The organism is Sporosarcina sp. resist (genome assembly GCF_014302295.1).
In the GTDB taxonomy this organism is placed as follows: domain Bacteria; phylum Bacillota; class Bacilli; order Bacillales_A; family Planococcaceae; genus Sporosarcina; species Sporosarcina psychrophila.
Genome location: NZ_CP060287.1, coordinates 988,310 through 1,011,713, shown reverse-complemented (window position 1 = coordinate 1,011,713; position 23,404 = coordinate 988,310). Strand labels below are relative to the sequence as shown.

Genomic DNA, 23,404 nt, shown 5'->3' with positions numbered 1-23,404 from the left:
ACTCTCTTTTTCATCACTTTTATCCACTATTTCGTTTCGCTATTGTCACAGTATTACTTGTATTTAACTCTTCTACTCCCCTTACGCCTTTATATTCATAGTGATAATAAATCGCTATTTCTTCCCCAAACTCCACAATTCCCGTCTTCGAAAAACTAATAGAATATCCCCTGTCACCAAGCTGATCAACCACCTGGTTCACTTTTTCCGAAACGCCCCCTTCTTCCTTCACTAATTCAGAAAGTTCAGTAGTCGTTTTCAAAAATGCATGTTGGTGTAAGCTGCCAATACCCATCATCAGAAAAAATGGAATAACAACCCCAACAAAAACCGCCATAGCAAAAATCGCGCCTTTCATTTGCGACATAAACCACCTACACTCCTTTCTATTAACAATCTCCTTAAAGACCATTTACTTTTTAACAACTCAAATAATAAGCCCCCACTTCTACGCTTATGCGTATTATTGACTACTATTTTACTTCCACTGCTTGATCAACAACACTCTTCGGCGCATCAATTTTCTCAACTTTGTTATACTGATTAATCTTCATATCAATAACATGTTCGTATGTTACTTTCCCAGATTCATTTTCCACATCCATAGCCAATTCATTTACGAACGAGAGTAATTCAAACGTCTTTTTTTCAACTAAGAATTCCGCTTTCAATTCCTTTACTGTTCCCTCTTCAAATTCATTTTCGGTCAACATCTTCACGAGTTCATCCAATTTTTTATTCTTTCCACTTTGAACAGCCAAATTTAACTGTATGGTATTCTCTTTTTCTTCTATTGAAAAGGAATCAGCATACGGAATAAACGCATCAATCATTGATTGCAAACTTTGATAACTTTCCGCAATCACAAGTTCTTCCTCATTCTTTGACTTTCTCCATTGCACAACCCCCTCCTCATCCAAGTAACCACTATCATAAATTACAGCTTCCGTTACATACCTTTCAAACGAAAAATCTCCGTAAAGTGCGTTTGAATACTGCTTTTCCTCATACACAGCAGCAGGTTCTTTCGTAAATACAGTTTCCACTTCGATATTAGTTTCTAATTCCTCACCCATATCCACCGTGACAATAGACTGATCTGCTTTCATCACGATGTTCATACTTCCTGCTTCATTCACAACGGTTTTCATCTCTCCGTAAATCTCTTCCGCTTTCCCGTCATCCTTTAACACCGTTTTCTCTTCCTTTGACTCTTTCTTTTCCTCACACCCCACAAGGGCCAACACCACTAACCCTAACGTCAACCATTTCCTTCCTCTTTTCATCTTCCCAATCCCCCCTTTTCGACTCGCCATTTTTGTCTAGTCCTCAACTTTTTTCAACTAAACGAGCGACCATCGTTTTCCGTTATTTCAACTGGTTCAATGTCAAATGCCGTTCGGCTGTCCCTTTTATTGTCCCTTTATCATTCACATATTGAACCCGAAACTGTATCCCACGAATCTTCTTATCATCCGTCGTCACGCTTCCACTATCATCAACAAATACATAATCGAATTTAACGTCATAGTTCAGATTTTTTTGTGCTGCCACAATATCCGCTACTAAATTCGCAACAACTTCATCCTTATCCAAATAAGTCGTTCCCTCTTCCAACGCCCCGTCCTCATTCAAACTTGCACGAATAAGCCCAGCCCCTACTGTATCCGACAACACATCTACTTCCGCTGTAGTCCTCGTTGCAATATTTTGAACTGACGAATCATACAATAGAATCAATACAAACATAATCGCAACAATTGAAACCATGAACCACTTAAACGGCGTCATCAATTCGTATCACCCACTTTTAGTTTTTCCCTCCTGTGATATAATCCCTTAAATGATTCAGTTCATCACACAGCCATCATTACCAAACCAATCCATCAGCGTTCAGAAAACATTTCCCCCCTTCCTTTCCGTTTCCTGTCAAAAAACCTCGCCGTTTCATTCCACTTCTTTTCAAACGCAGCTCGATCTTCATTCAAAAATTCATTTGCATCATTTATAGATGAAGGGAATTGAAACGGTTGATAGGTCAGTTTCAAATCATCCAAAACCCTGCTAATCTTCTCCGTCGCTTTGCGTCCCGCCACATCGTTATCGAGTGCAAGTACAAACTTTTTCCCTTTTAACTCCTCTTTATGTTGAACCAAATACTCACACAGTTTTCTAGTTTTTGCAGCACCCGTTAAAGCGAGAACCCCAACTTCTTTATCGATTTCACGAAAGGATAACGTATCTAATAACGCTTCTCCAATGACGACTATTTTCCCATCATCCGAAATGTCCACAAAAAAATCCCTCGTATCTCTCGAAGGATTGACAATCAACTGCAATTCTTTCGGTTCAATACCAGGTTCAATCGTTGACCTCAGCACCACACGGTCTACCATCCCATCTTCTCCAAATATCGGAAACATGATATTCCGCTTACACATCCAATTATTTGTCGAATAATCTTTCGGGAACAAGTCTCTTCCAAATTCAAACATACGTTTGACACCTTTTTCATTTGAAAAATCTGCAATAAATGGTGTCGTCGTTTCCCTCGATAGCCCTCGATAGCTTTCATCTAATTGGTCACTCGACATATTATTAACAAACAACTCTATTACTTTCGTATATTTTTTCAACTGTTCCGATTGCTTCCTGGTCAACACTCCTCTTTCTTCTTCCTTAACCAAATCGGGCATCATTTGGTTCTCTTCATACCTTAACAACAACCGTTCCCCACATTCACTTTCACGGTTACATTGAATCAAACCAATATTGTTTTTATAGATAAATGCTTCTTGTTCTTTACACTCAGGACAAGTACAAAGAAAGTATCTTCCTTTATCCTTTGCATTCAACTCCATCAATGCATCTTCAACACTACGATAAACCAATGCCTGTGCTTTACTTGCTCCCATCACCAACAAGAACACCGCCTTCCAATAGCCCTTTCACTATTCCTTTATATTTCTGAACGACTGGACTCAACACAAGCGACTCCACCATTTCATCCGTCCCGAGCGCAAATCCTTGATACATAATCGAGTCAAACTTTTCTTCAATTTCTTTATTCATCAAGACATGAACGTTGTACGCATCCGAAAACTTCCTTACTTTCGTCACCTTCTTAAACAACACATCTTGCAATTCCTGATACGGTCTAAAATGCGGACATAATGCTTCAATACGACTTTTTGTCACCGACTGATAACACGCCACTAAATACTGTATAATCCGTTGAAACCCCGCTTCATCACGGATAGTGGCAATCACTTCTTTTTCCGTCATTTCTTTTTTCTTTTGGAATCCCTCTTGCTGATTCACGCTTTCTTTTTCATATGCATCAATCGCCAACTTATTAAATGCTGTTTGTATAGATTCCATAATCTTTTCCAACTCTGAATAAAACCCCGTTGTTACATGCTTTTGAACAGCCCCATATAGTTGATTCAAATGCGTGATATCCAGTATTAATGGGAATGGTTCATAAGCCGGATTTCCAAACATCTGGTCATATCGAACAGCAAACGCATGAAACTCCCTGTTTAAAAACAATTGCCGTTCCTCTTCCGCATATTCTTTTAACAGATTCACGTATTTATAACGAATGCCCTCATCCCAGCTATCAAACGTCAAAATCGTCTGTTCCAGTTGTTTTTGAAGACTCTCTTTTCTTTCAAAATTCACATGGCTGATGACCGCTAATTTTCCATTAATCCAAAATTCGAACGGTTTTGGAGCTGCTACTCTTTTTTCTTTCACTAAACGGTTCCGTATCTTTTCAACAATCTCTTCTGCTTCAATCAAAAAATAGTTTCGCTCTTCATCAATCTCTCGAAAATAATCGCCATCACCAGTAAAGCGAATCATCAACTTCCGTAACAACCACATCCCATCCTTTCCCTAAAAATAAAAGGGATCAAGCATTGACTTTAAGCCAAGGCTTGATGACCCTTTTCTACATGGCAGGCATTCATCAACCAAACCCTACAACTTTACCACCGGCCCAAGAAACTAGGGACGCTGCAAGATACACAATTGCAAATCCAATAAAGACGTTAACCATCCAACCTGTATACCCTTCCTTTTTTTGCGGATCTTTCGCAAACGTCCACAAAAGACCGATAATAACAAGAACTAGTCCTGCAAGTATCGGAGCAACCGGTTTAATCCCGTCCGTCACATTCGTAATCGTTGCAATTACATCATCCATCTATTAATCAACCTCCTTTGCAAGTTCTGCAATTTCATCTTTATTTGTTAAATTGAAATTGAGTACCACTTCTTGGTGCTTTTGATGAACCCAGTCAAAATATGAGACGCCTTGTCCATCCATGATGTTTTTCGCCAACTGTTCAAACTCTTGAAACCCATCTGGCTTCACATTCGTTCGTTTTTTCTGTCCAGACAATGAACCTTCACTCCTACCTGATTAGTTTTTCAAAAAAAAAAGAAGGGGTTGCCCCCTACCTTACTTTCCAGGACGTAAATCCCCAACATCACCAAACACGTTAGTAACCATCGTTTTAAATCCTTGACCAATTGTTTGAACCAACGGATCGATAACACCATTTGCAAATAGTACGAATATCCCAAAACATAGTAGTGCTACTATCATAAGCGTAATTTCGGCCTTGTAGTTTGACATTCATTTTCCACCCCCTTTACTTTTCATTTTCCTCCCACCAAAGGACGTCTTGATCTGTGCCTTCAATAATTCGCACGACGCATATTCCTTTGATACTAATAGCTTAGCATCGATTTCCAGCACAAAAGTTTCAAAAAAGTACCTTAAAAGTCCCGAAAAAGTATCCAAAAAGTATCTACTAACATGAACCAGCTTATAAGCAAACAAAAAAAGCCAAACCTGTTCTAATAACAAGGTTTGGCTTTTATTACAGTCATTTGTAATCTAATTTTTCTTTCTTTAATATCTTATCAGTCAACTTTTTTCATTTCCTTATCTCTGAATTGCCCTTTATCCATTACATCAATATGGTTCCACTTACTGTTATAGAAATCAGAGCCAACCGTTTCTACGCCATTTTCTTTCGCTACGGAAGCATTATGATTCAATCCTAAGACATAAGGTGTAATGCCTGGTGCTTCTTTATAATCAGCAATTCGGATTTCAAGTGTTTTCTCTAACACCTTAATGGAATCCACGTTGATTTTACTCGTTCGCATATTATCTTCTGCTTTCAACTGATTAATCGAACGGAATGTAGATTCAATCAGGTTTCCGTAATACACTTTGTTTTGTACGAATTTACCGTCAATGAGTTCGTAATACGCGGGACTCTCGATAGCCGAAAATGCATAATATGGTTGCCAGTTATCTGCACGAATTCCGTATTTGATTAGTTCTTGACGAGAAGCGTTTACACCATAATTCGCTATTTCTTTTAATACTTCGTGCGAAGTATACGCAGGGTCTTCAAGATGTTTATCAACCCATGTGTCCGATTCGTCTAGTCTGATAGTAAATTTCTTCTCCAAGGCTGCCCTACGCACAGTATCCTCTCCATTGGATACATAGGGTTCAGCACTTTCTCGATTCTTCTGCTTCAATATTTCAGCATCCAAATACTCGATGTGATTATAACTTCCTTGATTCACCTTCAATTCACTTGCTGAAGCCTGACCACCACCAGCCATGAACAGCCCACCCATCATTGCAAGTGCCGTACCTGTAAGAGCAACCTTCTTCACTTTTCCAAAAACCGTTTCGTTTTTCACTTTTTTCATTATTTCCAATTCACAATTCCTCCTACGTTTCTATTAGTGTATTAACTTCCGTTTTCCAAAACTGAAAATTCACCAATAACCTGTCCTTTTTAACTGAAAGGCTTCATCACTTCTTTCATTTTTTTTAGATCCATCCCGTTCTACCTCCTTTTATTTCTTAGATAACCAAAGGATAAGCAGACTCTTTTAATTCAGCCAGTCACGTTTCCATTGATACTATTAGCTTATCATCGTACTTCACTAGCAAAGTATCTATAAAGTATCCTAAAAGTATCTATAAAATATCAATCGAAAACAAAAATAGAAAAGCCCGACCCGTCCATTAAAGGACAAGTCTGACTCTATATTTTAACTCTATTAAAATCCAACTATTTTCCGAATCATTTCCGTAAAGTTACGATCCGTCACACGGAAATTATGAAGCTTATCCTCAGTTGGTCGCTCTTTTACCTCTCCTATAATTTTGTTACGCTGTTCCTTCGTAATTACAATCGTTTTCACATCCGCACTATCCACTTTCACTCGTGATTCGGGCTGCTCAATAACCCATGCTTCGTCAGCGCCCGAACCGAACAGATAATGATCAAAGCTAAACGTCTGATCATACTCAAAACCCAAATCGCTAAGCCCCATATCAACTAGTTCCATATCATTCTGATAAGTTTCACCTGGCTTTAAGTCAGACAACGGAGTAATTGGAATGGCATATCGCTGCAATGATTCCACATTCTCTTCGGACTCCGTAAACATCCATTCATCCTTAAATGTCTGTCCTGTTTTACTTTCATAAGCCGTTTTCGATTTTGCTGTTCCTTCGTTGACAACAGCATTCAAACTCGGCATTGCTCCACCATTCAGAATTGATTCTCTCACTTTGTTTGCGTAGGGATAGCCCGTCATAAATCCTGTATACTTTGTCGTAAAGAACAAGTCTGACACAAACTCAGCTTTAAACGTTCGGTTCGATCCTTGCATCCCACTATCATCCATCGGCTTTTGTTGCAACGGAACCTCGTAATTCCCTCCGCTGCCACTCCCGTCTCCAGGAGGATTTCCCCCATTATTTTCTTTCACAATATTTGTAATCACAATTCTTGAAACAGCAGACCAGTTTCCTGCTTGGTCTTGTCCCCTTGCTTCCACAATACCGTTTCTTGTCAGCGAAATTGGTTCTAAATATTCCTTCCAAACACCTGATCCAGTCCCTGTTACTGTCCGATACTGCTTCAACACTGATTCACCCGAATAATAAATCGTTACTGCTACAGGTCCCTTAGTTTCCGTTGTTGGTGTAGCTGTAAATGTCGGAATCGCAGGTGGGATTTTATTTATGTTGGTAATCGGAATCGTTTTTACCGACATGTTCCCCACTTTATCCTTCGCGAACGCCGTATACACACCATTCTCAGTGACTTTAAAACTTCCACCCAGTGCAGTCCCTTTCTTTTCAAAATAGACAGTATCGTGATTCCCTTTCGCCCATTTCTTCTCCGCAATCCCAATCGGACTAACGACCCGAGCCATGACCACAACATCCTTATTTGTAAGTGTGACCGGATTTGCCTTCAATGTAATTGTGGGTGGGTCTTTATATATATTGCCAATCTTTATCGTTTCTACGGCTTCATTCCCAGCAGCATCCCGCGCATAAACTGTATACGTTCCGTTCTCACTGACCGTAAATTGATCATTCACAAGCGTTTCGCCCGCAGTTTTGAAATACCCAATATCTTGCGGCCCTTTCGCCCATTTCTTCTCCGCAATCTCCCCCTCATATACAAACGTAACCGCATACTGATAATAATCTTGATATGTTCTCGTATCTACAACCGGTATTACTTTTTCACCTCTATAATTTTGTGTGTAATGAGTAGTGCTTGTATCTACATTTGGGTTTGTCACTATACCTGAATATTCTTGTCCGTACTGTGTATGTTTAACAGTACGCCACTTTCCACACCCATCTAACGCATGACCCCAACCACAGGGTTCCATAGACTCACTATAGGAAACATCTTTCATATAATCCCCATTCTTACTTAATGTACCTGTATACCCATCTTTATCGTAACTTAAATGGCTCGGGAAATCATTCGAACCATTCCATCTTTCTATACGCTCGTGTTTACTTACAGACCCCATTCCCCCAACTATTTTCGTCGTCACAGAACCACTCTTTGTCAGCGTTATACCGTTTTTTACAACTGTTGCTGGGAAACTATTTGTCGTATTAGTTAGGGAATCTATTTCTATTTGTGTTGATGGAGGTCTGTAAACCCCACCTGTTTGCTCACGCCTTGTCCGAACTCCATTTGTAACTTTAACCGTCACTTTTTCCCCATCGACACTAACCACTTCAACATTTCCGTTGTTCACTGTAACCTTATCCAGCTTTTTCATTTGAGGAATTTTAAACGTTTGTGTTTGTGTATTTTTTGTACTTTCATACGAGTTAAACGTTGTTTTCTCAATATCCTTAATTTTAGCCGTTATCGTAACATCCTGATTCGTCGGTACTGTTGGATTAGCTGTTAGGACAATCGTTGGAGCAGTAGTGTCCCCTTTGTAATCAAACGTCACAGCATACTGATAATAATTATCGTAAGTACGTGTATCGGATTCCTTGATTATTTTCGTGCCTTTATATTTTTGAATGTAACTATAGGTTCGCGTATCTACTGCTGGTTTTATTGTTTTGTGTCCATACCACGTCAGCATATTGTCTCCACCACCGACGTAGATCATATCTACGATCTCACTACCCGTATTAAAATGATACACTGCCCCGTTAGGTCCACCCCAGGTCATGTACTCGTCATCTGGCCAACCCATTGTATATTCATAAAATGACTCCGTTTCTGCTGGTGTGTAAATACCCCCAGTCTGATAACTGGAAGGTCCTCCATCCTTTGTTAGAGTTACACCGTTCTTTACAATTGAAGCCGGAAAACTATTTACTGAACTGGTCCGGGAATCTATTTCTGTTTGGTTTGTCCCCGGAGTGTATGCCCCACCCGTCTGAACTCGCCTTGTCCGAACTCCATTTGTAACTTTAACCGTCACTTTTTCCCCATCAACAGTGACCACTTCAACACTTCCCGTATTTACCGTAGCCCCATTTAACTTTTTCAAGCCAGGAATCGTAAACGTTTGTGTTTGCGTTTGATCAACACTTTCCGCCGTGGTGAATATTTTTTGCTGCCCCATTCCCGCAGCAGCCACCGGAACAACATCTGTAACCAATGACACCAATAATACCTGTAACACCAACAACCAAGCCCCTACTTTATACAAAGGCCCACGCTTCTTTCTCCCAACAAGTGAATCTGATTTCTCCCTCACGAGTACCCTCCTTTTCTTCCCTAATGCATACACCCCAACACATCCCTTCTTCTATTATAAATTCCCTACATACCATTACCGTAACACCATTTCTACCTATCCCGAGTACCAAAAAAGTATCTAAATAGTATCCGGAAAGTATCAAGAAAGTACCTACTTCCAAAACAAAAAGCCTAACCCATCCCAAAGGACAAGTCAGACTTTCTGTTACACCTTATTTTTTATAATCTTCTCTCAAGCTTTCATCCACTTCAACAGGACGATAGAACCCTGAACTTTGTGACTTCTTCAACGGATAAAAATCGGCATTTTCATGTGCACCCGACGGCAATTCCACCTCATAAATCAACTTACCTGGCGTCATCGGCAGCGTTGTTTGTGTTTTCAGGTTGTACACATCTTTCCGATCATTATCATCCGCTTTTCGGTAGCGTTCATGGTAGACTGAACTTGTTTTTGATGGTCCGAAAACGTCCATCCTTCCTACAACCCATTTTTTCTTTAAGATTTCTGTAAGTGAACTGGCTTTAATCTTTTCTCCTTGTGAGTGATCAATTTTCATAGAATCTGAAAAATTGGCGTACTCAACTTTTTCCCAATCAGGGTCCTTGTTAAATTGCCAATCCACACAATCCTCATCGCCATCTTCATCTTCTTCCCATTCATGACACTCCCAGCCAATCGGTTCATCCGTATATTCATACTCAAAACCATATGACAACGTACTTCCTTTCAATGGCATTCCAGGCGTCTCAACAGAAATCGGACTTGGTTCCTTTAAAACGGCTCCCTCGTATGAAGCCAAATGATATTCCTCTCGTGTCGCATAATGCTTTCCTTCTGGTATTTGAAACGCTGAGGATATGACCACATAACTTGGCTCATCATCCTTCAAACGTTGCAACTCCCAATACACTTTGCCCGTCACTTTAGCATCAGAAAGCGGTGGGATCACAGGTTCTTCCATCTTAACTTCAAACGTCATCGTTAGGTTGAAATCGAAGTTGTTGTAGTAGAAACCTTCCTGCCCGTCTGTACATGGCAATGGGTGGTGGTTTTTACTGTATATTTCTGTCTTTGTACCAGTCTCATACCCTAACGATTTGCCTGATTTGAGTGCTTTTTCATAGACTTCTGGTCCGTATTTCGCAACAATTTCCTTTTGATAATCGGATACATTGTAGATTTTATCCCGTCCACTATCATCGGTATTACCTCTATCTTTCTCTTCCCACGGTGATATCGGTTTCCCCGTTTCCGGGTCTAATATAGGTTTACCATCTGTACCAACACTCAATGAGTTATTGCATACTGAGATAAATCCACTCCACCCCGTTCGATTGTCTGGATCATTCGCAATCATACTTTTAAGTGAGTTATATGAATCTGGTTCTGCTCCAAACCCAATCCCCACAGCATCATGTGCAAGAATTCCTCTAATCGTTATTTTTTCAACTGCGGCATTGGCTTGTTGATTTTCTCCTGTAAATATTAGTGTCAATAACAAAAATCCCACCATTATGGATATAGCAACCTTGTTCATAGTCCCTTTCACGCACATCATCCCTTCTTCTTAGTTAGTTATTAATCCAACTTGTAATCACTGACCCTTTAGTGAAATTATAATATAGAGAGAAATTACCTCCATCGTATACATTTCCAGTCTCAACCGCTTGGTTAATAATTTCTACAAGTTCTTCTTTTTTAATTCCTAATTTTTCACTATTACTAACAAGATTATCTTCCGCAAGCGACTTACTTACTGAAAAAGCTCCTGTTCTATTATGGACTTCCTTTACCCTAATTTTCGCTTGCTCCTTTTCTTGCTTTTCTCTTAATGTCTTATACTCTTCACCTTGTGGTAAAGGTACATCTAAAAAGTGATCATACATAGCTGTTAGTATACCCGTACCCGGATTAACTGTGTCTGGCTTCGGTGTTGGTTTTACTGGATCTGGCTTTGGTACTGGTACTGGTACTGGTACTGGTTTACTCGATTTTGGAATTGGCTCTGCTACAAAGTCTGTGTCCAAGTTCATCGCACGGTGCATGAAGACCGCATAATGTGCTCGTGTTAACGATTCCGTAGGTAAAAAGTAACCATCGTCTCCTGTCGTAATCCCGTTGGAATACAATGCTTTAACATTCTTGCTCGATGCATGATTTGACGGAACATCCGGAAATTCATAATCCGCTTTTACCTTCAAGTCAAATGCAATCACTAACACTTTAGCCATCTCAGCACGAGTAAGTGCTTTGTTGGGATTGAAATTCCCTTTGCTGTCAGGAGCGAAAATACCTGCTTGCTGCAATTTCTTCACATCATTGAAATAGGCATTTTCTTCTGATACATCCTTGAACTTCACGAACGGCTCTACTACCGGCAAATCTTTCGCGCGACTCACAAGAGCAGCCGCATGCTTACGAGTAATCGTTTCACTTGATTTAAACGTGCCATTCTCATACCCACTAATAATCCCCTGATCCCGCATTTCATGGATAATGTCATAATACGGACTGCTCTCCTTTACATCCTTAAACGGTTTTTGTACAGCCGCATCCGCTTGAATCGGAACCACCATCGCTGGAATTACAATACTTGAAGCCAACACTGCCATAAACAAACTTTTTGTTCTTGATTTCATCATTAATCTCTCCCTTTTCTACAAAATATTGGTTAATCGGTTTCACTTAAAATTATACACGACATTCTCATTAACAAAGTATCTAAAAAGTATCAAGATTGTACCAAAATAGTATCACTACGATTAATAACCTTCCACTTACATGTAACTTGATAGTTTTATTATATCATATTTTACATTATATAACAACGTTAATAGGTGTTTATCTAGTTGCTTTATACATCATTATCATATATAATGATGTATAATCTTTCGAAATAGGAGCGTGAACAATTATGGCAATGACTGAAAAAATAAAGATACTGTTAATTAAGAAAAAAATGACGACCGTTCAACTAGCAGACCTGCTCAAGACAAAACCCCAAAATCTTTATAACAAATTCAAGCGCGACAACTTCTCTGAAAATGAGCTTCAAGAAATCGCCCAAGCACTAGATGTTAAATACGAAGGATTTTTCTTCCTGGGGGATAACGATAAAGTGTAAATCAGAAGTCATTCTTAACTTTGAAAAGAAAAGGAAGGGAAGGGGCTAACTCCCTTCACTTCCTTATCCAAGTCCTTATACATTTCAAGCGGGTAATGCGCTACAAAATCCATTTCTTCATGTTTATCATCAACAGCTTTATTCAAATCCCAAATTCGTAATTCCACTATTATTTCCCCTACCTTCCCTCGCACATTTCGCCTGTATACTGCAAAGGGAATTGCAGTATTTTTTATTGTTATATCTTCGGAAGCCCGTACTGCACCAAAGGCAACTGAACTTCATTTCCTCACCTTCTTTTAGTATGCCTTATGTGTCTACTGCAATTATTCTTCGTAAATTAAATATTCAATCTTACAACGATTAGTTTCGTTTCGATAATACATTGAAAAGTAACGCGCAACTATTAGTTCAACATCAGATTTCTCTTTTGGTGATAATTCATCGTAGTAGGCAATACACCAATCAGGCTTCTCACTTTCACTTTCACTTTCTCGAAATAGGAATAGCATTGCCGTCAGCCTTTAGCCTTTCAACACCTTCACTATTCCAAATAACAAAAAGAGGAGACCATTGCAGTTTTAGGTTCTGTAATTCCCCCTCCCAAGTACCACTCGACTTTGTTCCTGAAATTTTCGATGAGGAAACGAGGACAGCATCGGATGTTGTATGAATGAATTTATTTCGTTGTATCGCAAATAGGATTGGTAGTTTTCTAAATTTTGACATATTACTGTATATTTTATATATTATGTATGAGTCATGTTCTAAATTAGAGTCAATCTGATCCTGTCGAAAGTTGTCAGATTGAAAAGGCGACCCTTCCATTACGGAGCGGTCGCCTTTACCTGTTATATTCAGCAATCTGCACGCCTATAATATCCGACTCCGACATACGATCCATCCCGAGAGTTAGTACCATTTGTAAAAGCAGATTTTCTGTTTTCCCAAGGACACGTTTGTCTTCTTTACGTACAAAAGGCTTCTCATAAGTTGGAACTGCTTATGAGAAGCCTAAATCTTTTCTATAATTTTTGTGTAACGTTTATCTTTCCTAAAGATAGTACTCTATCGACTTTTACTTCATGGGCTTAAAATGATCATCTAGAGATCGGGCCATAAATGTAGCAAAATGTTGACTTGTTATATTAATAGTTGGCTTAAATTCACCGTTGGAATAACCTGTAGTAATATTATTTGCTACCAAGGTAGAAATATAGTTGTGAGCCCAATTCCCCTTTGGAACGTCCTTAAAATCGGTTGGAACGGTTCCTTTTAAGTCATAAGCTGTCACTAGGATTGCAGCCGCTTGTGCGCGAGTTAATTTTCCGTTAGGGTCAAAATATCTTTTCCCCTGGGCATTAACTTTTCCGTTGATGATACCTAATTCAGCAGCCATGGCAATCTCCTCATATCCAACATCGTCAGGTGAAACATCAACAAATCCTGGGTTGGCGACATCGAAAGAATCGACAATTCCCTTTTCTTTCAAAATCAATCGTATAGCTTGTAAACGTGTAATTGGATCATTTGGTTTAAATGTAGGCTTTTCATCTACATTCATTTCGAAATTAGGCGTTGTATTAGGTAGCGTTCTAGCTTTGGTTGCTTGTTCAAAAGAATAAGCTATATCTAATAGAGACTGTTCACTGTATGCCAATCCCAAGAAAGATATCCCAACGGGTAGTTCTTCTCCCGTAGCACCGGCAGGAACAGTAATTTCAGGGAATCCTGTAGCCGTCGCTACATAACTCGCGGCATACGTGTCATACGCTTCACATACATATGTCGGGTCTTCCATATCGAATCTTGGTGATGCAGGACATGACATCGTCGGAAAAACAATTGCATCCAAGTTTTCTTTTTCCATTATTGATTGCACTTCAGCACGTACTTTAGGTATATCTTTTATTACTAAATCATTGTATTCTGGTGTGTCTTTAAAAGACGATTGTTTCAAATTCGTTTTTAGACCTTCCAAACTCGCTGGATTTACTGGCGTTGCTGAATTCAAAACTTTTGGTGATTCACTGATTCTGATGATTTCCTCTAGCGTTTTTGGCTGACTTTCTGGGAACTGTTGTAAATAATTCTCCAGCTGAACCTTGAAATTCGCTTCGTTAATTGGCCCAATAATTGGTGTCCAGAGATATTGTGTCGTCTCTGAGAAAGATACTGGGATAAGCTCTGTCCCCATTCCTTCCATGTTCTTTAAGGCCTCATTCGTAATCGAATCCACTTCGGCGTTATCTCCAAAAAAATCAACGGCTACTCCAATTCTTGCATTTTTCAGGGCAGCATTGTCTAAAGACTTACTATAATCTTCAACAATATGTCCCTTTGCCTATAATGTTTGCTCATCATTCTCATCGACTCCAGCCATGAAGCTTAATGCAATGGCTACATCTTCTACAGATTTAGCTATTGGACCTGGCGTATCGAAATTTAACGAGGAAGGCACGACTCCGTCACGACTGATTAAACCTAGCGTCGGTCTAATCCCGACTAGCCCCGTAACATGGGATGGTCCTCTAACAGATCCAGAGGTATCAGTACCTAATCCAAATACACCGAAGTTTGCTGTGATTGCTGCGGCAGTTCCGCTGCTGGACCCGGAAGCATCACGTTTAAGGTTGTAAGGATTCAAGGTTAAACCACCCAAAGAGCTATATCCTAACCTCCCATATGATGCTGCGAACTCTGACATATTTGTTTTCCCAATAATAATGGCTCCTGCATCCTTAAGCTTCTGAATAGTAAAAGCATCTTTTTCAGGGAAAGCTTCCTTTAGTGCAACAGAACTTGCTGTTGTAGGCATTCCTTTTACGTCAAAATTATCTTTAACAACGATCGGAATACCATGTAGTACACCTCTTGGACCTTTACTTTGTCTCTCTGCATCCAATTGTTTTGCAATCTCTATAGCTTCCTCATTAATGTTAGTGAACGAATTAATCGTAGGGCCTTGCTTGTCAAATGCTTTTATACGTTCTAGATAATACTTAACCAACTTCTCAGAAGTAATTTGATTGCTATCCAAAGCATCCGAAATTTCTCTAATACTCTTTTCAAATGGATCGAATTCGATTTCTTCTGCAGAAACACTTTCCAATGGAAGCACGGCCATTACTGCTACAAGGGCTAACAAGGTTATAACACGATTCAATACTTTAAACATGGCGTTTCCTCCTTTTTCTAAATGTGATGAATGAAACGCCAATTACACCTTGGCGTTATTGAATAATCTAGGAATATGTCGGGAAACCCAACATATTCCTTTAGTTATTGATTTGATAGAAATCATACTTTTACAATTTAAATTGCTGGATGGCTTCTTCCAATTCATTTGACATCCTAGCTAACTCTTGAGAAACCGCTGAAACCTCTTCCATAGAGGCACTCATTTCTTCGGAGGATGCCGCGACGTTTTGGGAATAATTATTTACTTCAATACTCGTTTTTGAAACTTCCTCTATGTGAACGACAACTTCTTCAATATGATTTTTCATGTTTTCCATTGCTATGCTGGCCTCGGATATTTTTGTTGTACCAGTGAGAATGGAATCCATAATTTCTCCAAATGCTTTCCCGCTTTCATTCACGAGTTTCATTCCCTCTTTAGCCGAACTTACACCTAGATTTACAAGCTCCATTGAATCTTCAATTCCTTCATTAATATCGTGAATGATGGAATCAATCTGCAATGCTGAGTTGCTAGATTGCTCTGCAAGTTTTCGAACTTCATCTGCCACTACTGCGAATCCTTTTCCATGTTCACCAGCTCTTGCAGCTTCAATTGCAGCATTCAAAGCTAATAAATTCGTTTGCTCTGAAATAGACTGTATCATCAAGCTAATTTGTCTAATTTCATTCGATTTTTCATTTAACTTGCTAATTTTCTCAGCGGAAGAGCTTACATTTTTATCAATTTCACTCATCTGACTTACCGTTTGTTCAACGACTTCACTACCTTGTTTGGCAGTTTCCGTTGAATAATGAATGGAATCTTTTACGTTGCCCATACTCACTGTCACATCATCAACACGTTTAAATACTTCATTGATAATACCTACAGCATTTTTCATAGCAGCATCCTGTTCATCTGCTCCAGTGGCAACCAATTGGATTGACTCGGATATTTCGGTGGAGGCTGTTTGATTTTGAATCGAAGACGCTGCCAGCTCCTCAGATGTCGCAGATAATTGTTGAGATTCCTGTGAAATTTTACGAATAGTTTCTTTCAAACTGTTAGACATGGTATTGAAATTATCGCCCATATCCCCGATTTCATCATTCGCTTTTATTGCAACTTGTTGAGTCAAATCACCTTTTGACATCGCTAAAGACAAATCACTAATTTTTTTAATGCTCTTCGTTATACGTAAACTCATAACAATAGATGCGATTACAGCTAGAATAGCAAAAATCCCACCTACAATGAAAAGCATAGTTCGTATGTAAGTCGCCGTACTTAAAATTTCGGCCTTCTTAATGACAGCAATATACTTCCAGCCATCAATTTCTGAAGTGATTGTGTTCAATACATAGTCTTCTCCATTTAGCTCAGTTTCAAATGGGCCGTCTTTGCTTAAATCTGTTAGTTCCGGAACGTTTAGTTTAGAAATTGGTTGGAAGTTCAAATCGGGATTTTTGGGGTGCGCAAGGATTGTTCCATCTTCTTGCACAAGAATGACATACCCATTTTTGCCGATACTAATTTCCTTGATAATACCTGTTAAGCCTTCCAAACTTACATCCAGGCCTAGCACACCTGTTTGTTTGCCATCTTTTTCAATCGACACTACATTACTGACGATAATTCCCTCTATACCAGTTGCCTCATAGGCACTTGTTAATTTTACTTCTCCTGGTTCTTCAATAGCAGCGGTATACCAAGGACGGTCTCTAGCATCGAAACCAGCTTTCACGGGCCCCTCCGGATATTGAATATAACCTCCATCCGATGTACCCATATAAACATAAGGGGCCTTAGGATGACTATTACTAAATTGAGCAAACACATCGAAGATAGATTTTTCCTTTTCTTCATTTTTTGAAGGTGTCATATCAATGGAATCTTCTCCCGCTATATCTTTATAAGATGTAATACTTGAATCAGCGTTTAAAACGGCTGGGTCATTTGCTAGTAATTGGACATTTTCCCTAATCGTTTCAAAGTATAACGAAATTCCATTGTCCACCTGTTTAATTTCTTTCTCACTAAAACTGATATAATCGTCCTTGGTTTTTTGGCTAACTATTTTATTTACTGAGACGCCAACAAATACAATCGGTACTACCGATAGCAATAAAGAGAAAACTAATAACTTTGTTCTGAACGAAAACCTTCTCTTATTCATTTTCCACATTTTCCTTCCCTTAGTAGTGAATCAAGCGTAAGGCGCCTGCCACTTCAAAGATTTTAAATTATTCACTTCAAGAATATTTTAATCCTTTCTAACTAAGTCTTTTCGCCAAATTCATTCCAGGTGGTTTTACACATAAAAAAAACTATTCTATTCAATATAGAATAGCCAAAGGATTATATATATTAATCCATAAATTTGGTAACCAGGCGATCATTGTTTAGATTGTAGGACTTTTGATTAATCTCTAAACTTTAGACCCTAAGCTTTGCGTCCTGCCCTTTCAGAACAGTTTGCCTTTAACTTCTATAGTTTTATTTTTAAATTACCCTCACTTATAATCTCACGTAACTCTACAAACTTCAAGACTATTAGACTATTAGACTATTAGACTATTAGACTATTTATAATTATTAACCTGTGATAAAAGATTTATAAGAATGGATCAATATCTTCAGAAAAAAACGCCACTACCAAGAAAGTTACGACGTTGTTGAACAATCCATCAGTGAGTACTGCATTACGGCACGCTGAATATTACGATATGCAAAGTACATTAGATGCTTACTATGAGCCTGTTAAAATATATCCTCATTGTAGGATATTCCGAATTTCATACGACATAATCTTACTTTTCGGTGTTTAACTCTGAGCTTGTCAGACTATGTTTTTCAATCATAGTAAATGTTTAGACCCGTAATAACGATAGGTAACCTACTAAGTGTAAAACTCTTTCGAGTTCCATTCTCTTTTCGGCTTTCCCCCGTCCCACACCGTGCGTGAGACTTTCACCTCACACGGCGCTCCCTCGAAAATTATGTTTTCTTTACTATTCAATCATGAATTTCCCTTTGGACACTCTGATTTTCATTTTAGTATTTAGAACAACGTTAGTTGTTCATTTCTAACCTGGTTGGCAACAATATTTCGTTTGATTTCTTTTTCAATGATACAATTGTTCCCCACTAACATTCTTAATTTGTCCAACTTTTGAATGGCTTTCTTATTCAGATTAAGCCTTATCAGAAGAGCACTCATTGTTGTTGCTTTTGTTGCATGTATCAGATAGTGAACGTCTGATTTGATTAACGTTAGGTTTTCGTAGCTATCGTCACGTGTTATTTGCCACGGTATTTTATGATGACAATGCATATCTAATAGATCTAACTGTTCTCCAGTAATCGAACATTTTCCGTTCTGAGCCACATAAAGTGACATGCGATTGTCGTTGTATTCTACCGTCGCCCTGCCTGTTAATATAGGGTGTTCTCGTAACCACTTAAGTTCTGTTTCGGATACATTTGTTAGATTCTTATGAATTAACTTTCGTCCTTCTTCAGTGTACTTATTGATGGCATTACGTTTCATCATTGGATTTTTATTTTTGACATCCGCGAGATGAAGTATTGGCCTTTTCATGAGATACCGAATATATTTGTTCCTTCGCTTAACATATTTCGCTATCCCTTTGTCTTTGCCCATATATTCGCCATGTCTAGTAAAACAATTTGTGTTCTTGTCGTTCGGCTTGCTTTTGGGAAGACGATTGTACATTTGTTTCTGTATGTCGTACCCTGTTCTTCTCAAGTCCAGATTCACATGCGTAGCAATTTCATAATAATTATGTATACCAATTATCATGCTGTTGTACTTCGCTATTTCCTTAATACGGCTTGAGTTGTTTAGGGGTTTTTGTATCTTCTTGATTTGCTTAGCTAATTTCGCTTTAGCTGTTTTTATTGCTTTTGGGGACATGTGTGTTTCCGCCACGTACTTTGTTTTACCTGTTTTGGTTTTGCCTTTTTTAGTTGCTTTAAGCGTAAATCCTAAGAATTCGCTCTTTTGCTTCTTTAGGTTTGTTACCTTTGATTTCTCTTTTGAAATTGGTAACTTCAGACGCTCTTCAAGCCACAATTGCACCGCTTTAAATATTTTCTCTGCGTTAATTCGTGAACCTGTGAAGATTTTGAAATCATAACGTACAATGTACATTGGCTTCAACTTAGTTTTCTTCAAAGCTCTGTTGTCTCTACCTGTTCTACCTTCTTTGTTTTTATATTTGAAACTGCATCGGGTTTTCGCTGTTTCCCATTGGTCGCTTATCCACCAGTCAAACTCATTGAGATTGACGTTAGCTAATAGGGGACTGAGTATCCCCCCTTGAGGGGTTCCCTTTGTGGGATTGACGATTGTCCCATCTTCCAATTGTATTGGTGCCTTTAATATCTTTCGTAGTACTACAAGTAGCTGTTTGTCTTGTATCCCAAACGTCCATAATTGACGCATCAGTTTCACGTGATTTACCTCATCGAAGAAGCTTTTAATGTCCACATCAACCACATATGTTAGGTTTGTTTGGTTTATCTTGAAATTTGCATCTGCGATAGCGTGTTCTGCACTTCTGTTCGGTCTAAAACCGTAGCTTCTAGTGTTAAATTTAGCCTCACAGATTGGTTCCAAGACTTGCAATATACATTGTTGGATGAGTCTATCCCAAAGCGATGGTATTCCGAGAGGTCTCGTTTTTCCATTTGGTTTAGGTATTTCCTTCCTGCGAACTTTGTTTGGTTGGTAGTTGTTAAATCGATTTTCAATATTCTTTAGAAGTTGATCTTGTGGCATCCGTTCAATCTTCTCAATAGTTATTCTATCCACCGAAGGTGTGTAACTTCCTTTGTTGCGCTTAATATTTCTGTAAGCAAGAAGGATGTTCTCCTTTGATGCGATAATTCCCATGAGCTGTTTGAACTTTTTTCCTTCGTTAGACTTTTTGTGCAATTCATCAAACACTGCTTGCATACCATAATATTCTGCATGCCTGCTTTTATTGTCCTTGAGTATTCTGTCCTTAGGTTGTTCATTCATGGTCTATCACCTTCCTTCATAAGAATTTAGGTGACCTTTTGAGTCACACCAGAATCCATGCAAGGATTGAATAATAGATATTCCTTCCATAATTTTCGACTTGTGGCTGTTCCTCCTTCTCTCATTACAAGAGCCGTCATCGGTTGTGCCACTACTTTCATCGGTCATTAAAACAGTTCCCTCGTTTATACGTTTCCTGTTTAACTTGAGGTACCCCTCGCTCTAACGAGCAACGTTGACCGCTTCCGACGTTCCTTTCCGACTATCATTGTTTAAACTTAGGTGTCTCCTTTTCTCCGTGTCTAGCTCCGCAGCCTGTAACTGCGTTAGGATTTACTCTCCGAAAGAAAATTCCAACCCTTTAGACAAGCGATATTTTCACGCCCGATTCATTTCTAAACCGTACTTCTATCGAAGTTTACCTTCGGAGATTTGTCAGCCATTGGTATGACATTCTCACCATATTTAAACGACAGAGAGTATTCACTACAATTCCATTGAGGTTATTACTCCCTTTGGCTTTCGGTTACCTTTACGGCACTACGGTAGTTTCAACCTTCATTACCCAGCTATGGTTGCCCTAGCCGACTGCAATCGACTAGAGGTTAGGGTATCTTACTGGAGAAGCTTCAAGGCGTTACCCTATCTTTTCATTCTCTCATCGAAAAAGTTTTTCTCTTTGTAACTCGTGTTTGAGTTACTTAGAGCAGTTCTCTCCCCGTAAAGTTATTAGCTTTACTTTTGAGAACAACGTCTCGCACCATTCGCAAGTTCGTCAGTCCTCAGCGGACATTCTCACCATAGATATTTTATAGCATCCCGGCCTATCACAAACCATATCCATAAAAGAACTTAGGTTTGTTTCAGCCGACTTCGCCTAGCTTCATACACTATTAATCTACTAATCTATGAGTGCATGTAGGAGTATTAGATAAGTAGTTTCAGCTCAACATGACGGCTTTCATTCCTACTTTCAGTTAATCAGTTGTTGTCACTAATGTGACCCTCCTATTTCATGCGTAAGCACTTATAAGGAAACGCTTCGCACCGCATTTTGTGTCTACCACGTCGTCGTATTTTTGAACTGTGAATTACTCATCTTCATCTTCGACAAGAATTTTGGCTGCTTCCCATTCAGCGCCGCATCCTACACACACAAGATCCCCATCGTTACTTACTGGATAAAAACCCGTATCGCAATATCTGCACTCCCAATGCATCGCTCTCACCTCACAAACGTTATGTTCAGCAAATCAATTGCAACTGCCCCGCGTCATCAGTAGTGAAGCTTGTTGCATAATCACCCGAAAGAATAACTTCAAATATTGCTTCAAGAACACATACAGCAATGCTGTTACCAGCAAGCGCATAAAGCGTTGCACTTCGATTGTTCGGTTTGACTGGAAATACATCCAACATTAAATCAAAGTCGTCATCATCGAAGTCCATCAAACGCCACCACTCGCGCTCAGTCGGATATCTGTACCGACCGTCTTCCATTTTGAATACACCAGCAGCAGGACAACGATCAGGTCGCTCGGTAATCGTATTGCAGACATCGACAATTGTTTTCACATAACGAAATTTCGATTTGTTGCTTTCAATTTCTTCCGCGGTCGCTAAATCTTCTAAACTATTCAACATAGACGGTATTTTCACCACATATTTTTCTATGTCTTCGATTTCGCTTTCCAGTTGCCGAAATTCACTCATTGGACGTAGCGGTCGCTTCTTCAGCTTGCTGAAATCGAATACTTCATTACCGAGTATTGATATGCAAAATACTCTTTCCCTTGTTTGTGGAAGGCCGTAATCCATAGCGTTTTCCCAAATAACGAATTTAGGTCGCCATTCACCCATTTCTTTAATGATCCGAATCGTTTCAAGCAGTAATTCAGAACGCCCTTCTTCATCATTTTGGTTAGCGGCCGAATTATCCTGACAAGGGCTTCCGTGTACGAGGATATCCGGCTTTAAATCCCACGTGCGCACATCCTGCGTTTCATAACGAAAAGGGTTCATCGCGTTATACGCCTTCACTCGATTTGCTGCCCATTCCACGTAATCTATCGTTTTTACTTTCACACCTCGGCGTTTAGCGGCTTTGGCATCCGCGCCAATGCCACCGTAAAGTGATAGTAATTTAATCATTCTTTTCACCTCTCAATGCTGCTCATTTTCTTCGAACTTCGTATTAATCGTTCATTATTTTTTCGACATATGCGCCTAAAGAGAATGATTTTTCAAAAGCACGCTCGATAAATGATAATTTGCATATGCTATTGTAAAGCTGGGATGTTTTATGAATCTCCTTGTTATCTCAGTTTTTTCAAGGCCTTCTGTTATGAAGGTCTTTTTTCTGTTTATCTGAGTTACAGTTTGTTCGAACAGCGTATTACTCAACTATGAGGAAATCATTTATTTCAACCGACATATCAGTAGGACAGGAACCTTGCTTTCTTCTTGCATTAGAACATTTTCAACTACTTCCTTGTTGAGAACTAAATACTCTGTGACCCCCCTGTCTCTCCTTCACTCTTTGTGTTATATACCGCTTAACTGTTTACTTACTTTACGATTATGTTCTTTTAACCAAACCGCATTTTCTAGGTAGCCCTTATGCGATTGAAACCTTTCTTTATTGCAGTTGTCGCAGATAAATCCTAACTCCATAGATGTGTCCCATTGAGTACACTCTTGAATCTGCTCACCACATTTATGGCACTCACCAATCGTCAAATTCATCACCTCGATTACGCTATATGTGTCTACTTCCTATTACTTAATTCCATACTTTTCTTTCAATTCCTCAACATCATTTGTAACTTTCACTAGCACACGTTTTTCCGCTTCAATATCCATTTCCGAAGCGCCTGGTCTATCGACGTAATGCATTTATGCGTGTTTGATAATCTGCAATGTTTTATATTCACTCACTTGCGTCAGATTCCTTCAT

The 23,404-nt window shown here is 39.1% G+C and carries 19 protein-coding genes, 1 pseudogene and 1 riboswitch; of the genes and pseudogenes, 1 reads left to right on the top strand and 19 read right to left on the bottom strand.

Annotated features, from left to right (window positions below; translation table 11 throughout):
• Positions 1-19: 19 nt before the first annotated feature.
• The 12 genes from H7992_RS05015 to H7992_RS04960 form a co-directional block, all read right to left on the bottom strand.
• Positions 20-367 carry a hypothetical protein gene (locus H7992_RS05015; protein WP_187046821.1) on the bottom strand — a complete coding sequence of 116 codons (348 nt, stop codon included), beginning with the start codon at positions 365-367 and terminating at the stop codon, positions 20-22.
• 106 nt (positions 368-473) lie between these two features.
• Positions 474-1,286, bottom strand: a complete 813-nt coding sequence (locus H7992_RS05010; protein WP_187046820.1) for a DUF6612 family protein — start codon at positions 1,284-1,286, stop codon at positions 474-476.
• 82 nt (positions 1,287-1,368) lie between these two features.
• The gene (locus tag H7992_RS05005) at positions 1,369-1,791 is read right to left on the bottom strand and encodes a hypothetical protein (protein ID WP_187046819.1); all 423 of its coding nucleotides are present in this window, start codon (positions 1,789-1,791) and stop codon (positions 1,369-1,371) included.
• 95 nt (positions 1,792-1,886) lie between these two features.
• Positions 1,887-2,915, bottom strand: a complete 1,029-nt coding sequence (locus H7992_RS05000) for a toprim domain-containing protein (RefSeq protein ID WP_255428667.1) — start codon at positions 2,913-2,915, stop codon at positions 1,887-1,889.
• Positions 2,902-3,882, bottom strand: coding sequence for a hypothetical protein (locus H7992_RS04995; protein WP_187046817.1), 981 nt, complete (start codon positions 3,880-3,882; stop codon positions 2,902-2,904). Before H7992_RS04995 ends, H7992_RS05000 begins: the two co-directional genes overlap by 14 nt.
• 91 nt (positions 3,883-3,973) lie before the next feature.
• The gene (locus H7992_RS04990) at positions 3,974-4,210 is read right to left on the bottom strand and encodes a pilin (protein WP_187046816.1); all 237 of its coding nucleotides are present in this window, start codon (positions 4,208-4,210) and stop codon (positions 3,974-3,976) included.
• Between the two features lie 3 nt (positions 4,211-4,213).
• The gene (locus tag H7992_RS04985) at positions 4,214-4,408 is read right to left on the bottom strand and encodes a hypothetical protein (RefSeq protein ID WP_187046815.1); all 195 of its coding nucleotides are present in this window, start codon (positions 4,406-4,408) and stop codon (positions 4,214-4,216) included.
• 60 nt (positions 4,409-4,468) lie between these two features.
• Positions 4,469-4,645, bottom strand: a complete 177-nt coding sequence (locus H7992_RS04980; RefSeq protein ID WP_187046814.1) for a hypothetical protein — start codon at positions 4,643-4,645, stop codon at positions 4,469-4,471.
• A 290-nt stretch (positions 4,646-4,935) separates the two neighbouring features.
• Positions 4,936-5,754, bottom strand: a complete 819-nt coding sequence (locus tag H7992_RS04975; protein ID WP_187046813.1) for a hypothetical protein — start codon at positions 5,752-5,754, stop codon at positions 4,936-4,938.
• A gap of 348 nt (positions 5,755-6,102) precedes the next feature.
• Positions 6,103-9,087: an RHS repeat domain-containing protein gene (locus H7992_RS04970; protein WP_187046812.1), complete on the bottom strand. Its 2,985-nt coding sequence runs from the start codon at positions 9,085-9,087 to the stop codon at positions 6,103-6,105.
• 214 nt (positions 9,088-9,301) lie between these two features.
• Entirely contained in the window at positions 9,302-10,588 is a 1,287-nt protein-coding gene (locus tag H7992_RS04965) for a hypothetical protein (protein WP_187046811.1), read from the bottom strand.
• A gap of 76 nt (positions 10,589-10,664) precedes the next feature.
• Positions 10,665-11,735 (bottom strand): S-layer homology domain-containing protein, encoded by a 1,071-nt coding sequence (locus tag H7992_RS04960; protein WP_187046810.1) that lies wholly within the window; start codon positions 11,733-11,735, stop codon positions 10,665-10,667.
• Between the two features lie 272 nt (positions 11,736-12,007).
• Between H7992_RS04960 and H7992_RS04955 the strand changes: the two genes are divergently transcribed.
• Positions 12,008-12,217: a helix-turn-helix domain-containing protein gene (locus tag H7992_RS04955; RefSeq protein WP_187046809.1), complete on the top strand. Its 210-nt coding sequence runs from the start codon at positions 12,008-12,010 to the stop codon at positions 12,215-12,217.
• A 14-nt stretch (positions 12,218-12,231) separates the two neighbouring features.
• On the opposite strand, the gene H7992_RS04950 is transcribed toward H7992_RS04955, so the two are convergent.
• From H7992_RS04950 to H7992_RS04920, 7 genes and pseudogenes are all read right to left on the bottom strand, one after another.
• A complete protein-coding gene (locus H7992_RS04950) occupies positions 12,232-12,384 on the bottom strand; it encodes a hypothetical protein (protein ID WP_187046808.1) in 153 nt (50 codons plus the stop codon).
• Positions 12,385-12,543: 159 nt separating this feature from the next.
• The gene (locus H7992_RS04945) at positions 12,544-12,729 is read right to left on the bottom strand and encodes a hypothetical protein (RefSeq protein ID WP_187046807.1); all 186 of its coding nucleotides are present in this window, start codon (positions 12,727-12,729) and stop codon (positions 12,544-12,546) included.
• A 566-nt stretch (positions 12,730-13,295) separates the two neighbouring features.
• Positions 13,296-13,781, bottom strand: coding sequence for an S-layer homology domain-containing protein (locus H7992_RS24610; RefSeq protein ID WP_255428666.1), 486 nt, complete (start codon positions 13,779-13,781; stop codon positions 13,296-13,298).
• Positions 13,782-13,862: 81 nt separating this feature from the next.
• Positions 13,863-15,344, bottom strand: a pseudogene (locus H7992_RS24605) (amidase); the annotation flags it as partial.
• 181 nt (positions 15,345-15,525) lie between these two features.
• Entirely contained in the window at positions 15,526-17,577 is a 2,052-nt protein-coding gene (locus tag H7992_RS04930; protein WP_187046804.1) for a methyl-accepting chemotaxis protein, read from the bottom strand.
• A gap of 203 nt (positions 17,578-17,780) precedes the next feature.
• Positions 17,781-17,891: riboswitch (cyclic di-GMP riboswitch) on the bottom strand.
• Positions 17,892-18,462: 571 nt separating this feature from the next.
• Positions 18,463-20,448, bottom strand: a complete 1,986-nt coding sequence (gene ltrA / locus H7992_RS04925; protein WP_187046803.1) for a group II intron reverse transcriptase/maturase — start codon at positions 20,446-20,448, stop codon at positions 18,463-18,465.
• Positions 20,449-21,693: 1,245 nt separating this feature from the next.
• A complete protein-coding gene (locus H7992_RS04920) occupies positions 21,694-22,599 on the bottom strand; it encodes a DNA cytosine methyltransferase (protein ID WP_187046802.1) in 906 nt (301 codons plus the stop codon).
• Between the last annotated feature and the right edge of the window lie 805 nt (positions 22,600-23,404).

Coding starts and splice junctions, on each gene's coding strand:
- H7992_RS05005 (WP_187046819.1), bottom strand. CDS start 1,791: ATGACGCCGTTTAAGTGGTTCATGGTTTCAATTGTTGCGATTATGTTT.
- H7992_RS05000 (WP_255428667.1), bottom strand. CDS start 2,915: ATGGGAGCAAGTAAAGCACAGGCATTGGTTTATCGTAGTGTTGAAGAT.
- H7992_RS24610 (WP_255428666.1), bottom strand. CDS start 13,781: ATGAATGTAGATGAAAAGCCTACATTTAAACCAAATGATCCAATTACA.
- H7992_RS04930 (WP_187046804.1), bottom strand. CDS start 17,577: ATGAATAAGAGAAGGTTTTCGTTCAGAACAAAGTTATTAGTTTTCTCT.
- ltrA (WP_187046803.1), bottom strand. CDS start 20,448: ATGAATGAACAACCTAAGGACAGAATACTCAAGGACAATAAAAGCAGG.
- H7992_RS05015 (WP_187046821.1), bottom strand. CDS start 367: ATGTCGCAAATGAAAGGCGCGATTTTTGCTATGGCGGTTTTTGTTGGG.
- H7992_RS04960 (WP_187046810.1), bottom strand. CDS start 11,735: ATGATGAAATCAAGAACAAAAAGTTTGTTTATGGCAGTGTTGGCTTCA.
- H7992_RS04945 (WP_187046807.1), bottom strand. CDS start 12,729: ATGCTATTCCTATTTCGAGAAAGTGAAAGTGAAAGTGAGAAGCCTGAT.
- H7992_RS04920 (WP_187046802.1), bottom strand. CDS start 22,599: ATGATTAAATTACTATCACTTTACGGTGGCATTGGCGCGGATGCCAAA.
- H7992_RS04990 (WP_187046816.1), bottom strand. CDS start 4,210: ATGGATGATGTAATTGCAACGATTACGAATGTGACGGACGGGATTAAA.
- H7992_RS04980 (WP_187046814.1), bottom strand. CDS start 4,645: ATGTCAAACTACAAGGCCGAAATTACGCTTATGATAGTAGCACTACTA.
- H7992_RS04955 (WP_187046809.1), top strand. CDS start 12,008: ATGGCAATGACTGAAAAAATAAAGATACTGTTAATTAAGAAAAAAATG.
- H7992_RS05010 (WP_187046820.1), bottom strand. CDS start 1,286: ATGAAAAGAGGAAGGAAATGGTTGACGTTAGGGTTAGTGGTGTTGGCC.